Genomic DNA, 13172 nt, shown 5'->3' on the forward strand with positions numbered 1-13172 from the left:
CCCAACCCATCCGAGGATCGATCTGATGCAGCCGTCACGACCCCGTACGACAACCGCAGCACGCTCCATCGCCCGGGCCGTCGTCGTGGCGCTGCTCGCCGCGTCCGGCCTGTTCGCAGCGGGGACGGGCCCCGCCGCGGCGGCGGACGGCGAGGTCTCCTGGACCGTCGCGACGGCGTCCAACGACTTCGGATCCGACCGGCCCGACTACAGCTACACGCTCGACCCGGGCGGGCGGCTCGACGACGGGATCGTCGTCGCCAACAACGGCACGACGCCGCTCCACCTCGACGTGTACGCCGCGGACGCGTTCACCACCGGGCAGGGCCGGCTCGACCTGCGCGGCAAGGACGCGAAGCAGACCGGCGTGGGCGCGTGGATCCGCACGGACCGCCCCGACGTCACCATTCCTCCCGGTAAGACCGCCGAGGTGCCGTTCACGGTCGCGCTCCCCGGCGACGCCGCGCCCGGCGAATACATGGGCGGCATCGTCACCTCACCGGCCGACGCCGGAGCGGCGGCCGGGCAGCGTCTCGGCATCCGGATCCGCCTGCGCGTGGGCGGAGAGCTGCACCCGAGCCTGTCGGTGGAGAACCTGCAGGTGCGCTATTCCGGCACGTCCAATCCGCTCGACACGGGCGACGCCACCGTCACCTACACGATCCGCAACACCGGCAACAGCATCCTCGCCGCTCGTCAGACGGTGTCCGTGGCCGGACCGTTCGGGCACTGGGAGGCCCGCGCGGGACACATCGACGACTCGCCCCAGTTGCTCCCGGGCGACACCTGGAAGGTCTCCGTGCCGGTGAAGGGGGTGACTCCCGCGCTGCGGCTGACCGGAACGGTCACCCTCGTCCCCCTGCTCACCGACGCGGCGGGATCGATCGCCCCGCTCGCCGCCGTGGACGGCACCGCGGGCGTGTGGACGCTGCCGTGGGCGCCGCTGCTCGCTCTCCTGGTCGTCTGCGGGCTCGTCGTCGCGGCCCTGGCCGTACGGCGCCGCCGGAGGACCGCACTCCCCCACGGGCCGGCGCACTCCGCCACACCGCTCACGCAGGAATAGACCGCTCACACAGCAATAGACCGCTCACGCAGGAACAGCCGGCGAGGCGTCTCAGAGCGGTTCCGCGGCGGCCTCGCGCAGAGGTGTGGCCGTCCTCTCCGGTGACAGGCCGGTGTGTTCGGCGGCGAAGGCCAGGATGTCCGCGCTCAGGGCGCGTTCCTTGCTCGCGGGCGCGGCGGCGTGGGCGGTGTCGGGTTCCCGGCGCATGAGGATCGGCCGGTCGCCGCCGGTGGCGTGCTGGAGGGCCGCGCACATCTTGGTGACATGGGCCTCCCCCGTCTGCAGATCGGTCACCGCGCCGGTGAAGAGGAAGGCCGGATAGCGGACTCCGGGCCTGACGTGGTGGTACGGCGAGTACGCCAGAAGCCATTCGAGCTGCTCGGGCCGCGCGGCGCTGCCGAACTCGTCGGTCCACGTGCAGCCCAGGCCCCATCGTTCGTAGCGCACCATGTCGCAGAGCGGGCCTTCCGCGACGACCGCGGCGTACAGGTCCGGTCGCCGTACGGCGGCGGCGGTGACCAGGAGACCACCGGCCGACTGCCCGTATATCGCCAGTTGGCCGGGGGTGGTCATGCCGGTCTCGACGAGCCAGGCCGCGGCGTCGTTGAAGTCGCTTATCGCGCGGTGCTTGTGCGGCCCGCGCCCGGCGTCGTGCCAGCGCCGGCCCTCCTCGCCGCCTCCGCGTACGCACGCGACCGCGTACGTGCCGCCCGCGCCGACCCACGCGGCCGCCAGGGGGAAGAACCACGGGCGCATCGGCATGCCGAAGCTGCCGTAGCCGTACAGGAGGGTGGGCCGCGGCCCCTGGTGCTCCTCCTCCGGTGTGAACAGGAACAGCGTGATCTCGGTGCCGTCCGCGGCGCGGCAGCGCACGTCGCGGCTGCGGATCCCGGGCGTACGCCCCGCCGTGGCGGCGCCCGTCTCCGGCTCCGTCACCCCGCGTACGGCGTCGTGGCGATAGACGACGGGCGGCGTGGTCGCGTCGCAGTAGGTGAACCACGCCCGATGGCCGTGGGGGACGCTCGTGCGCAGGGACGACACCACGCCCGCGCCCGGCACGGGCAGCCGGGCGAGCTGCCTGCCGTCGGCCAGGTCGTGCAGCGTCAGGGCGGAGATGCCGTGGCGGGCGCGCGCCACCAGCAGGAGGGGCCGCGCGAGCGCCGGGCCGTCCAGCACGACGCACTCGTCGAGGGGAGCCTCGGGGTCCTCGGCTATCAGCGTGCGCCAGGCGTCCGGGCCGTGGTCGGGCCGGTCCGCCACGCAGACGCGGCCGCACGGAGCCTCGTAGTCGGTGACGAGCAGCAGGGCGCCGCCCGGGAGGAAGCGGGGAAGGACGCGGGCACCGATGGCCTGGCCGTCCACGACCTTGACGAGACGTGGGGCCGCGAGATCGGCGAGCTCCGCCACATACACGTCGTTCTGCGCGGCGGGCCCGGCCGTCGCCGTGACGGCCAGATGACGTCCGTCCGTGCTGACCGTGAGCCCGTAATAGTGGTCGGGGGCGTCCTCGCCGCCGAACACCACCGCGTCGTCCTGCCAGGGCGTACCGATCCGGTGCAACCGCACCCGCCGGTGCAGCCGCAGGTCGCCGGGGGCGAGCTCCTCGTCGGGCACCCGGCTGACGTAGTAGAAGGCGTCCCCTCCCGGCAGCCAGGCGAGCGAGGTGTTGCGGGCGCGCGGCAACGGCCCGTCCACCACCTCGCCGGACCGTACGTCCAGCACGATGATGTCGCTGCCGGGCCGCTCGGCGACCTCCATCTGGACGGCGACGCGTTCGCCCTCGCGGGACGGCCACCACGCGTACAGCCCGGTGTGGCCGGACGGATCGACGTCCACCGGATCGACCAGCACCCGCCTGCCGCCCTTGCCGTCCACGACGAGCAGGCGCCGCTGCTCGTCCCCGCGGAGCTGCTCGGCGAGGAACATGAGCGAGCCCCGCACGATCGGGGGCTCCGACACCCCGAAGGAGGACACCTGGTCCATCAGGGACGCCCACGAATCCCTGTCACGCCATTGCTCACGGCACGCCAGGAACAGGCGGTCCTGGGCCGCCGCCCAGTCGCGTACGCGGGCGTCGTCGCCGTTTTCCAGCCACCGATAAGGATCGGGCACCGGGATTCCGAACAGATTCTCCACGAGGTCGCTGCGCCGAGCGGAAGGGTAGAGAAATCGCGCCATGAAATCCCCCCGCCTTCAATGGATGCCGCCTTCAACGTGGGTGCCGCCTTCAATGGGTGCCGTGACAGGTCGAGGCACTGCGGCCCGTTCACGCCGCAGCACCTCGATTCACTCGGTTACGACTCGCCGCGGAGAATGTCCGCCTGCCAGCCGCGTACGCCGCCGATCCGGGCAGCGGGAGCGCCATCGCGATACGGCAGGTATCCAGTCATGTCGACCTCCTGGATCCGTCGACTCGCCCGATATAGGCGATTACGAGGGCAACCGTCCCCGTGCCCGGGATCGATAAACGCGAGCGCCGAATCCCGGCCTCCCACCACCGGGAATCGAAGAGCCGTCAATCATTTCGCCGTTAAATTCCCCGAAAGAAACGAAAGCCGCACGGGAATGCCCGTGGAGATCGGAGCCGTCCAAGATAGATCCCGGGCACGGCGACACCCGGGTGTGGCTTGGCCGGCACGGCCCGTCGCGAACCGTGGTCCCCGGTCAGAGCGCCCGGACGGCGGGTGAAAGGCTGGAAAGGTCCATCCGCCGGCGGAACGGGGCCAGCACCATGAGGGATATCCGCACGGAGAGCCGTCGCGGCGGGACCGAAGACCTCGACGAGGCGGCGGCCACCTTCGAGGGCCTGCGGCCACGCCTGTTCGGCATCGCCTACCGCATCCTGAGCAGCGCCACCGAGGCCGAAGATCTGTTACAGGACGTCTGGCTGCGCTGGCAGGCGTACGACCGCGACACCGTGGCCGATCCGGGGGCGTTCCTGGCGACCGTGACCACGCGCCTGGCCATCAACGCCCTCCAGTCGGCTCGCGTTCGCCGCGAGACGTACGTCGGCCCGTGGCTCCCCGAACCCGTCGACACCGGCAACGATCCCCACCTCGGCGCCGAGCGGGGCGAAGCCCTGAGCTTCGCGGTCCTGCTCCTGCTGGAGAAGCTCTCGCCCACCGAACGCGCGGCGTACGTGTTGCGAGAGGCGTTCGACTATCCCTACCGGCGGATCGCCGAGATCATCGAGGCGAGCGAGGCCGCGGTGCGGCAGCTCGTCAGCAGGGCGCGCAAACGCATCGTCTCCGAGCGCCGGAACCCGGTGACCCGGGACGAACAGCGCAGACTGCTCACCGCCTTCGTCGCCGCCGCCCGCGTCGGCGACCTCGCCAAGCTGGAAGAGCTCCTCGCCGCGGACGTGATCAGCTACTCCGACGGCGGCGGCGCCGTACGGGCCGCGCGCTTCCCGGTGGTCGGCGCGTTCCGGGTCGCGAAGTTCATCAGGGCGTTCGCGAGCCGGTTCTGGGCCGGGGTCGAAGTGGAATGGGCCGACGTCAACGGGCAGCCGGCGGCTCTGCTGCGCCACGACGGCGAGCTGTTCACGGTCCTCACCGTGAACGCCTCCGAGGAGGGCATCGACCAGGTGCTGTGGCTGATGAACCCCGCCAAGATCGCCCCGTTGTCCGCCGCGAGCTGACCGCCCGTCTCGTCGCGGGCGCGTACGCCGGCCCGCGCTCAGGTGGGGAACTCGACGTGGGCCAGTTGCTCGGAGACGGTCCACAGCCGGGCCGCGTCGCGCTCGACCTGGACCGATTTGTAGAGGGGCAGCTCCGTCGGCCCGCCGGTGAACTGGCCGAAGCCGTCGGGGCCGTAGAACCGGCCGCCCCGCGCCTGCGGGCTCGTGGCCGCGTACAGGGCCGGTCGCAGCCCGGCGTCGACCGTCTGCACGAACAGGCCCAGCCGGAGGAGCAGCTTCATGAGCCTCTCGTAGGGCGCGGGGCGGGTGCGGCCCAGGTTGGGGCCGGACGCGTAGAGATTGGTCAGGGTCGTGCCGGGGTGCGCGACGTTGCTGACGATGCCCCATCCGCCGGCCTTGCTCCGCCGGTCGAGTTCGAGCCCGAAGAGGAGATTGGCCAGCTTCGACTGCCCGTACGAGCGGACCGGCGAGTATTTCCGTTCGCTCTGCAGGTCGGCCCAGTCGACGGCGGCGGAGCGGGCGGCGCTGCTGGACATCGTGGTTACCCGGGCCCCGCGCAGGCGCAGCAGCGGCAGGAGCCGTGCCACCAGCGCCATGTGGCCGATGTGGTTGGTGCCGAACTGCAACTCCAGGCCGTCGACGGTCGTCTGCCGGGCGGCGGGGGCCATCACCCCGGCGTTGTTGATCAGAATGTCGATCGGGCGGGCCTCGCGCCGAAGGGTGGCGGCGAGTGCCGCGATCGATTCCAGCGAGGCCAGGTCGAGCTCACGCGTGGAGACGGTGGCCTCCGGCACCGCCTCATTGATCTTCTTGACGGCGGCGGCGCCCTTGTCGGGATTTCGGACCGGCAGCACGACCTCGGCCCCGGCTTGGGCCAGTTTCATGGCCAAGCCGAGACCAAGCCCGTCGCTGCCGCCCGTCACCACGGCCACCTTGCCCGCCAAGTCGGGCACTCTCGCGGCATCCACTACGCACCTCCTGGTCAACAGAGAGTTCCGGTCCGCCGACAAGACAGGACAGAAACGTCATCTGTGACACGCCGCGAGCCGGCGGCAGAGGGTGGGGCCGGTGCCGGCTACTCCGCCGGCGCGCCGAAGACGTAGGTGCCGGGAGTGTCCGGGTTGTCCCCCGCCCAGTACGCCGTCCATGTTGCCGGGACGTCACCGTTGGTGACCGTATGCACCAGGTGACCGCTTCGCTACTGATCGTGTCCGGCCGACGAGGAACACAAGCGGAGTCCATGAACGGCCCAAACTAACGGCCGGGCAGGCGACCCGGGCGCGTCGCCGTACAGCGCCGAAAAGTTCACTGACTAGATTCACACCGCGGGCCCGCCGGGAGACCGCATGAGCGGCCCGGGGAGATTCCATGATCGCGCACGCGCGCATTCCCATGCCCAGGAAGATCCGGTGGTCGTCACCGGCGCAGCAGGCCCAGTGCCGATGAGAGAGGCCATATGAAGCACATCCGGCTCACCAGGTCGCGCCCGCCCTATGCGCTCGCTCGCGCACTACTGACGATCATGCTCGTCGGCGTCACGGCGTTTCCGACCGGCGCGAACGCGCTCGCGGACGGCGGCAGCAAATCGGACATCCGCGTCATGACGCAGAACATGTATGTGGGTGCCGACCTGCTGCCTCTTGCCCAAGCACAGACACTGGACCAGTTCAAAGCGGCGGTGACACTGGCGTACCGGCAGATCCTGGCGTCCCAACCGGCTGAGCGCGCCGCCGCGGTGGCCCGGGAGATCGCCCGGGACAAGCCCGACCTCGTCGCCCTGCAAGAGGCCGACATCATACGCACCGGGAGTCCGCCCGCGACGAATGTCAGCTCGGACCAGCTCAAGTCGCTCCTCGCCGCGCTCGACCGGCTCGGGCTGCACTACGAGGCCATGGCGATCATGCCCGAGCAGGACGCCGAGGCCCCGACCACCCTCGGTTTCGACGTACGCATCAGCGTGCGCGACCTGATCATCGCCAGGGTCGACCCGGGCAGGCCGGTCAAGGTGTCGAACATCCAGGTGCAGCCGTACGTGGTCGACCGGGTGTTCCCGACGCCCCTCGGCCCCTTCGCCAGCCGTAGCGGCTGGGCGTCGGTCGACGCCACCATCGGCGGCCGCATCTTCCGGTTCGTCACGACGCACCTTGAACCGACACCGCCGTTCATCACGCAGCGCACGCAGGCGCAGGAGCTGATCGCGGCCGCGACGAACACGAAGCTTCCGGTGGTGCTCGCCGGTGACTTCAACACCACGGCCAACGACCCGCAGAACCCGACGTTCCCGACGTACCAGTTCCTGCTCGATTCGGGGTTCACCGACGCCTGGCGCGTGAAGCACCCCACCGATTCCGGCCCCACCTGCTGTCAGGCGCCCGACCTGCGCAACCCGGTCTCCTCCCTGACCTTCCGCATCGACCTGGTCCTGTTCCGCGGGGACTTCCGCGTGAAGGACATCCACCGTGTCGGTGAGGAGCAGAGGGACCGTACGCCGTCGGGGCTGTGGCCGTCCGACCACGCGGGCGTCGTCGCGACGCTCCAGTTGCCGCACCCGCGTTCCCGCTAGAACGGCGACCCGGATCCCCGCGACGATCGTCGCGGGGATCCGTGGCTTTCAGCCTTCTGCCGGGAGGGCCGGGGACTGCTCGTGGGGCAGCAGGTAGCGCCACGACAGCACGAAGATCTTCCCCGAGCCGGTCGTGAAGAGCGACCGGCCGTACTCCTGCCCGGCGGGAACCGCCTTGGTGATCGCGCTCGCCGCCGCGCCCTCGACGTCCTTCTGCCAGACCGGGTCGATCGTGCCCGAAGGCTCCGGAACGCCCTGGGGCCACGGCGACGGCTTGCCCTCCGCCGACTCGGCCCCTTCGGCGACCACCCGGACGCGGGTGCCGGCGTAGTCGGCGCCCTCCTCGGCGGCCCGGGTCGCCAGGTCCTCCATCGTCTTCTTCGCGTCCATCAGCTCTTTGGGGTAGAAGTCCGCGAGCTGCTGCAGAGCCGGAACCCGGACCTCCAGCATCTTCCCGTCCTTCCCCCGTACGCCGAGGACGGTGTCCGGCAGGTCCGTCACCGACGGCGCACCCGGCTTCGGCGTCGCGGTCGGCGGCTGCCCGGCCAGGTCCTTCTCCAGCCGCGTGACCACCTCGCCCGCCTCGGCATCCGTGAGCGTCATCTGCTTGCTCGCGTCAACGATCACCAGCCCGTCGCCGTACAACACCACCCTCGGCGGACGCAGCACGTTCATGGTCGCGGTGACGAACCCGCCTTCCGCGCCCAACACGGCGACCGGCTGCGCCGGCCCGTCGTCGGCCACGGCGGCCGCCGACGTGTCCGGTTCCACTCCTCCACAGGCCGCGGTCAGCGCCATCACCGCCAGCAGCAGAATCATTCTCAGTCTCATGCTTCACACCACGTAAGGGCCCTCACCTTGGTTCATCCTCGCGGTGTCCCCGTTCCGGACCGCTCCCCGACATGCCCGCGTACGGGGTTTCTCGAGAGAATGGCGCGGGAACCACGTCGCGGCGTGTAGTGTCGGAGTACAGGTTGTGTCGAAGTCCCAGTATGCGTTGAAGCGCTTGCTGAGTTACTGACAGCGAGCGTTACCGTACGGAGCCGAGGCTTTCCCAAGGCGGTCGGTCGCAGCAGCCCGAGGACCACACCCGTGGCTCTCGAGATCGTCTAATCAAGGAGAAAGCAGCATGGCTCAGGGAACCGTGAAGTGGTTCAACGCCGAAAAGGGCTTCGGCTTCATCGCCCCCGACGACGGCTCCGCGGACGTCTTCGTCCACTACTCGGCCATCGACGCCGGCGGCTACCGCTCGCTGGACGAGAACCAGCGGGTCGAGTACACCGCTGGCCAGGGCGCCAAGGGCCCGCAGGCCGAGCAGGTCCGGCCCATCTGAGCGACGCTTCACACCGCCACCGCCGGGCACGCCGAGGCGTGGCCCGTGCTCTGACGGCATCCGGCCCCGGGCTCCTCACGGAGCCCGGGGCTTCGTCATGCGGACTCACGATCTTTTCGGCTCTGGACGTTCGGGCCAGCGCCGCTGTCATTTCGCCATGATCGCCCACGGGTCCGAGTCTCCCTGTACGTGGCCGACGGCGTCGAAGACGGCTGCGGTCACGGCTTCGGGCTGGGACGCCCCGACGGCGTGGGAGGCACCCTCGATCTCATGGGTTCCGCGCGAGCCGGCGCGTTCGGCCATGAACCTCAGCGCCCCGGCCGGGATGTTGAGATCGCGATCACCGTGGACGAACCAGGACGGCTTGGCACGCCAGCCCGGCTCGCTCACCGTCAGCCTGTCGGTCAGCGCCCGTTCGGTTACCGGCCGCTGGGTCGCCGCCATCAGGGCGGCCTCGTCGGCGTCGTTGCCGGACGCCACCTGGCTGATCACCATGCCGCCATAGGAATGGCCGACCAGGACGACCGGCCGTCCGATGCCGGCGATCACGTCGCGCACGTAGGCGGCGTCTCCCTCCACGCTGCGCAGCGGGTTGCCCGCCGCGACAGTGGTCAGCCCGCGGCCGTGCAGACGCTGGATAACGCGGTTCCAGCTCGCCGACTCGGCGAAGGCACCGTGGACGAGGACGACGACGGGCTGTTCTGTGGTGGTCATGGGTTCGCCTTTCCGTAGGTCAGGGCGGCCTCGAGGAGCATCATGAAGTCGTGCGGGGCCGCGTGCCGGTTCAGCGGGCGGACGTGGCGGCGGCGACGATGACGCTCACCACGGCCTGTGGCCGGGACAACATCGACAGGTGGGACAGCCGTCACATGCGACTGCGGTGGCGACGCCGTCCATGGCCAGCCGGGTTGCTTCCTTGGTAAGGAACATGAGCGTGGGACGGCCCTGCTCGGCCGCGCCGAGCGCGACCAGGAACGCCACAGTGACCCGCTCAGGGTCCTCCAGTCCGGTTGTCAGGCTGATGACAGCTTTTCCGGCCATGATCTTCTTCTTGTCCTTCGTCGAGAGCATGTATCGGTGCCAGTGAGTCAGGGAGCGGGTAGCGGTCCACCACACCGTCGACGAACCTGCCCGCTCGGCGCTGGGGACGGTTGGTGGAGGTCATCGGGACATCCAGAGCGGATTGAGCTACGAGCCACCTGCGTCGCCCCGCTGGCGTGAAAAGGCCTCATCGGTTGCCCCGACGGCCGCACGGACACCTGGGGGCAGCTCGCGGAAGACCGGATCGGGGACGGCGCCGACCGCGGACAGGAGGCCGCTGAAGAACCGGCGCAGACAGACGGCGAGGACGATCTGGAAGATGTCGGCATCGGCCAGGCCGTGCCCGCGCAGGACCGCGATGTCCCCCTCAGTCACGCCGGCGGGATCGGCGGCGACGCGGTCCGCGAAGTCCATGGCCGCTACATCCACCGGCGGCAGCCCCGCATCGTGATGGTCAGCCATGATCGCCCGCAGGGCCACGTCATCGTAGAACCGCTCAAGCAGCGCGGCCGCGTGCGCGAGACCGCAGTACGTGGAACCGAGGCGGCGGGCGGCCGTCAGGGTGACCAGTTCGTACCGACGCGGATCCATACCGGCCCTGACCGCCTCCCCGAGCCGCAGCCATGCGTGATAGACCTCAGGCCGCAGCGCCAGCACCCTCAGATAGTTGGGCACGTATCCCAGGGCGGGCCGCTCAGCTTCGTAAAGGGGTGATTCGCCAGGCGTGCTGAGATAACTCATGTCTCCCCCTTGGGACGGCATCTCAGCGCAGAACGGTAGGTCCTCGCGACGATCCGCGATTGGGGAGAATTCCCTATTTTGCGGGCTTCCGGACTAGGTTCAGCCGGTGCGCCGCAGCAACCGCCTGACCCCGGTTGGCCACACCGAGCTTGTCCAGCACCGCGGAAACGTGGTGGTCGACGGTCTTGACCGACAACGACAGGCGCCCGGCTATCTCGGCATTCGACAGCCCTTCGGCCAGCAGCGCGAGCACCTCCGCCTGGCGCAGCGTAAGGCCGCCGGGGTTGGCGGCCGTCGTCCGGCGAGGGCCACGCGGCACGTGAGTGAAACCGCGCCTTCTCAGCTCCGCCCGCAACCGCACCGCCACCCGCGTGGCCCCCAGCTCGTCCAGGACCCGCAAGGCTTCGGCCGCAGCGCCCTGATCACCGCCCGCCAGTGCCTCGACACGCATATACGCGGCCCCGCGCCGCGCCCACTCCGCAGCCGCGCCGGCCCAGTCTTCGTCGATCATCATCTGGTACGGCCGGGCCCCCGCACCGGGCAGCCCGGTATCTCCGGCCCGCCACAACCGATAGGCCAGCTCCCCGATGTACACCGAATGGTTCGCCCTGACGGCCAGGTCCAGGCCGTGTCGGGCCTCCTCGGCGGCACGCTTGGCATCGCCGTACAGCAGGAAGTACTCCGAGCGGGCCGCCGCCACCGGGCAGACCCGCTGCACCTCACCGGTGCGTTCGGCCTGGCGGGCGGCCTCGTCGAGCGTGACCCGCGCCTCGCGTTCGCCACGGGCCGCCTGAATCCGGCCCCGCGCCAGCAGCGCGGGAACCACGGCGACCCCGGCTCGGACCTGCCGATCCAGTGCCGCGTCCGCATCGGCCAGAGCGCCTGCCCAGTCACACCGCACCAGCCGCACCCCCGCTCGCACCCCGAGCAGGTACTGGACGTAGCCGTCGAGGTCCTGTTGGGTGGCGTACGCCAGCGCATGTTCGACCGCCGGTGCGGCGGCTTCGTACTCGGCCAGTTGCACCAGCGAGGTCGCCAGGTTGACGAGTGCCCGGGCGGCGTGATCGGCCAGCCCGAGGGCTGAGGCGCGCTCGTGCACCTCCCCCAGCGCCGCGACCGCGGTTTCGTCACCGCCCGTGAGCCGGGCGGTGCTCACGTTGATCTCAGCATGGACGGAGGTCTCTACATCCCCCAGCCGAACGGCCAGGGTTCGCGCCCGCTCTCCCCACGAGACCGCCGCCTCCCGCTCGCCCGCAAGCATGTGCAACTGGGACCGGTTGCTGTAGGCCATGGCCAGTTGCCGGCCCGGCAACTCGGTCTCGAGAACTGTGATCGCCCGCGCGGCCGCCTCCCAGGCCTGCCCCGCGTTCCCCGCCCACCAGGCCAACCGAGAGATCCAGCGCAGGTTCTCACCGACCTGCTCGGGTTGCCGCAGGTTATCCCGTGCGGCCAGCGCCGCCCACCTGGCCCGCAATCCCTCCTCGGCCAGCCCGGCCAGGTACGCCTGGAACGCGTAGGCCTCCAGCAGCTCGGCCTGCTGCTGGGCCGGTAGCCGATCTGCGTACAGGGCCGCTGACCGATAGTGCGCCGTCGCCTCTCGATGGGCGCCCTGCCGGGCAGCGCCGGCCCCCGCCACCTGCCCGTACCGCAGGACCGCGGCCTCGTCCCCCGCTTGGGTAGCGTGGTGAACCAAGCGGCCCGGGTCGACCTCGGGGACCCCGGCCAGCACGCCCAGCACCCGCCGGTGCAGCGCGGCGCGGCGCGCGGGCGGCAGCGCGTCCTCCACCGCACTCCGCAGCAACTCGTGACGGTACGACACACCGACACCGGACGGCACGAGCACCCCGGCGTCGACGCATATGTCGACCAGGTCCGGCACTCCCGCCACGACAGCGGCGTCGGCGCGAGTCGGGATCACCGACACCAGATGGGCCAGCTCCCGGGCGGGCCGCGGCAACAGCCGCAGCCGGTCCAGGACAAAGTCCTGCACGGTGGCCGGCACCGCCCGCCCCTCCGCCTTCAACAGTTCGGTCACCAGCAACGGGTTGCCGCCGGACAACCGATAGACCAGCTCCGGATCCCGCCCGGTCCGGTATGCCTGATTCGCCACGCACTCCCGTGACAGCGGCGACAGTGACACGCGTCGCGTGATCGCGCCGGGCAGGGTCGCAAGGGCGCCCCGCAGCGGGTGCTCGACACCCACCTCATCGTCACGGTAGGTCACCACGAGCAGGACCGGGATTCGACCGATCCGTCGGCCCGACCAGATCAGCCAGTCGAGTGTGGCCTCGTCAGCCCAGTGGGCGTCCTCCACGACAACGACCGGGCGCGCGCGCTGCGGCGGACCGGAGATCTCGTCCAGAAACGCCGTGAAGAGCTCCTCCTGCGCGGCGCCGGCGTTCAGCCGCTTGGCCAGGACACCTCTGGTCTGGCGGCCGATGTCGTGCAGGGGACCAAGGGCCCGTGGAGTGATCAACCGGTCGCAGCCTCCCCAGAGCGCCCATGCCGCCGGCCCGCATCGCCGGACGAACTCGGTCACGAGCACGGACTTGCCGATCCCGGCCTCGCCGGCCACCACCGCCACGCGACCGCCGCGGGCGCTCTCACGCAGAAGGTCGCCGAGGAGATCCAGCGCCCCGGAACGCTCCCACAGCTCCATGCGAACGATAGTAAAGTCAAAAACGCCGCGGAGCGTGACCGCTCGGGACGTTTGGGCTGTTCAATGGTGCTGGTCAGGGGCAGGGTCGAACTGCCGGCCTTCCCCTTCTCACGTATAACAGTCACCCAGCTC

Annotated in this window: 11 protein-coding genes; 4 read left to right on the forward strand and 7 right to left on the reverse strand. The window is 70.5% G+C overall.

The window, feature by feature from the left end:
- Positions 1-25 precede the first annotated feature (25 nt).
- Positions 26-1063 (forward strand): WxL protein peptidoglycan domain-containing protein, encoded by a 1038-nt coding sequence (locus OHB01_RS07105; RefSeq protein ID WP_142652414.1) that lies wholly within the window; start codon positions 26-28, stop codon positions 1061-1063.
- Positions 1064-1114: 51 nt separating this feature from the next.
- On the opposite strand, the gene OHB01_RS07110 is transcribed toward OHB01_RS07105, so the two are convergent.
- Positions 1115-3241, reverse strand: a complete 2127-nt coding sequence (locus OHB01_RS07110; protein WP_328855117.1) for a prolyl oligopeptidase family serine peptidase — start codon at positions 3239-3241, stop codon at positions 1115-1117.
- Between the two features lie 553 nt (positions 3242-3794).
- On the opposite strand from OHB01_RS07110, the gene OHB01_RS07115 reads away from it, so the two are divergent.
- Positions 3795-4703, forward strand: coding sequence for an RNA polymerase sigma-70 factor (locus OHB01_RS07115; RefSeq protein ID WP_147945031.1), 909 nt, complete (start codon positions 3795-3797; stop codon positions 4701-4703).
- A 38-nt stretch (positions 4704-4741) separates the two neighbouring features.
- Here OHB01_RS07115 and OHB01_RS07120 read toward each other — a convergent pair whose 3' ends face one another.
- On the reverse strand, positions 4742-5671 hold the full coding sequence (locus OHB01_RS07120; protein WP_328709012.1) for an SDR family oxidoreductase: 930 nt from the start codon (positions 5669-5671) through the stop codon (positions 4742-4744).
- 488 nt (positions 5672-6159) lie between these two features.
- On the opposite strand from OHB01_RS07120, the gene OHB01_RS07125 reads away from it, so the two are divergent.
- On the forward strand, positions 6160-7266 hold the full coding sequence (locus OHB01_RS07125; RefSeq protein WP_142652408.1) for an endonuclease/exonuclease/phosphatase family protein: 1107 nt from the start codon (positions 6160-6162) through the stop codon (positions 7264-7266).
- A gap of 48 nt (positions 7267-7314) precedes the next feature.
- Here the strand turns inward: OHB01_RS07125 and OHB01_RS07130 are convergent, their stop codons facing one another.
- Entirely contained in the window at positions 7315-8097 is a 783-nt protein-coding gene (locus tag OHB01_RS07130) for a hypothetical protein (RefSeq protein ID WP_328855118.1), read from the reverse strand.
- A gap of 298 nt (positions 8098-8395) precedes the next feature.
- On the opposite strand from OHB01_RS07130, the gene OHB01_RS07135 reads away from it, so the two are divergent.
- Complete coding sequence (locus tag OHB01_RS07135) at positions 8396-8599, forward strand: cold-shock protein (protein ID WP_142652404.1); 204 nt, start codon at positions 8396-8398, stop codon at positions 8597-8599.
- Positions 8600-8746: 147 nt separating this feature from the next.
- On the opposite strand, the gene OHB01_RS07140 is transcribed toward OHB01_RS07135, so the two are convergent.
- The 4 genes from OHB01_RS07140 to OHB01_RS07155 all read right to left on the reverse strand — a co-directional run bounded on the left by OHB01_RS07140 (position 8747) and on the right by OHB01_RS07155 (position 13040).
- Complete coding sequence (locus OHB01_RS07140; RefSeq protein WP_142652402.1) at positions 8747-9313, reverse strand: alpha/beta fold hydrolase; 567 nt, start codon at positions 9311-9313, stop codon at positions 8747-8749.
- A 105-nt stretch (positions 9314-9418) separates the two neighbouring features.
- Positions 9419-9670 (reverse strand): hypothetical protein, encoded by a 252-nt coding sequence (locus OHB01_RS07145; RefSeq protein ID WP_328855119.1) that lies wholly within the window; start codon positions 9668-9670, stop codon positions 9419-9421.
- Between the two features lie 117 nt (positions 9671-9787).
- Complete coding sequence (locus OHB01_RS07150; protein WP_147945028.1) at positions 9788-10381, reverse strand: carboxymuconolactone decarboxylase family protein; 594 nt, start codon at positions 10379-10381, stop codon at positions 9788-9790.
- 73 nt (positions 10382-10454) lie between these two features.
- A complete protein-coding gene (locus OHB01_RS07155) occupies positions 10455-13040 on the reverse strand; it encodes an ATP-binding protein (protein ID WP_147945027.1) in 2586 nt (861 codons plus the stop codon).
- Between the last annotated feature and the right edge of the window lie 132 nt (positions 13041-13172).

Source organism: Microbispora hainanensis (genome assembly GCF_036186745.1).
Lineage (GTDB): Bacteria > Actinomycetota > Actinomycetes > Streptosporangiales > Streptosporangiaceae > Microbispora.

Coding starts and splice junctions, on each gene's coding strand:
- OHB01_RS07105 (WP_142652414.1), top strand. CDS start 26: ATGCAGCCGTCACGACCCCGTACGACAACCGCAGCACGCTCCATCGCC.
- OHB01_RS07110 (WP_328855117.1), bottom strand. CDS start 3,241: ATGGCGCGATTTCTCTACCCTTCCGCTCGGCGCAGCGACCTCGTGGAG.
- OHB01_RS07115 (WP_147945031.1), top strand. CDS start 3,795: ATGAGGGATATCCGCACGGAGAGCCGTCGCGGCGGGACCGAAGACCTC.
- OHB01_RS07125 (WP_142652408.1), top strand. CDS start 6,160: ATGAAGCACATCCGGCTCACCAGGTCGCGCCCGCCCTATGCGCTCGCT.
- OHB01_RS07130 (WP_328855118.1), bottom strand. CDS start 8,097: ATGAGACTGAGAATGATTCTGCTGCTGGCGGTGATGGCGCTGACCGCG.
- OHB01_RS07135 (WP_142652404.1), top strand. CDS start 8,396: ATGGCTCAGGGAACCGTGAAGTGGTTCAACGCCGAAAAGGGCTTCGGC.
- OHB01_RS07140 (WP_142652402.1), bottom strand. CDS start 9,313: ATGACCACCACAGAACAGCCCGTCGTCGTCCTCGTCCACGGTGCCTTC.
- OHB01_RS07145 (WP_328855119.1), bottom strand. CDS start 9,670: ATGCTCTCGACGAAGGACAAGAAGAAGATCATGGCCGGAAAAGCTGTC.
- OHB01_RS07150 (WP_147945028.1), bottom strand. CDS start 10,381: ATGAGTTATCTCAGCACGCCTGGCGAATCACCCCTTTACGAAGCTGAG.
- OHB01_RS07155 (WP_147945027.1), bottom strand. CDS start 13,040: ATGGAGCTGTGGGAGCGTTCCGGGGCGCTGGATCTCCTCGGCGACCTT.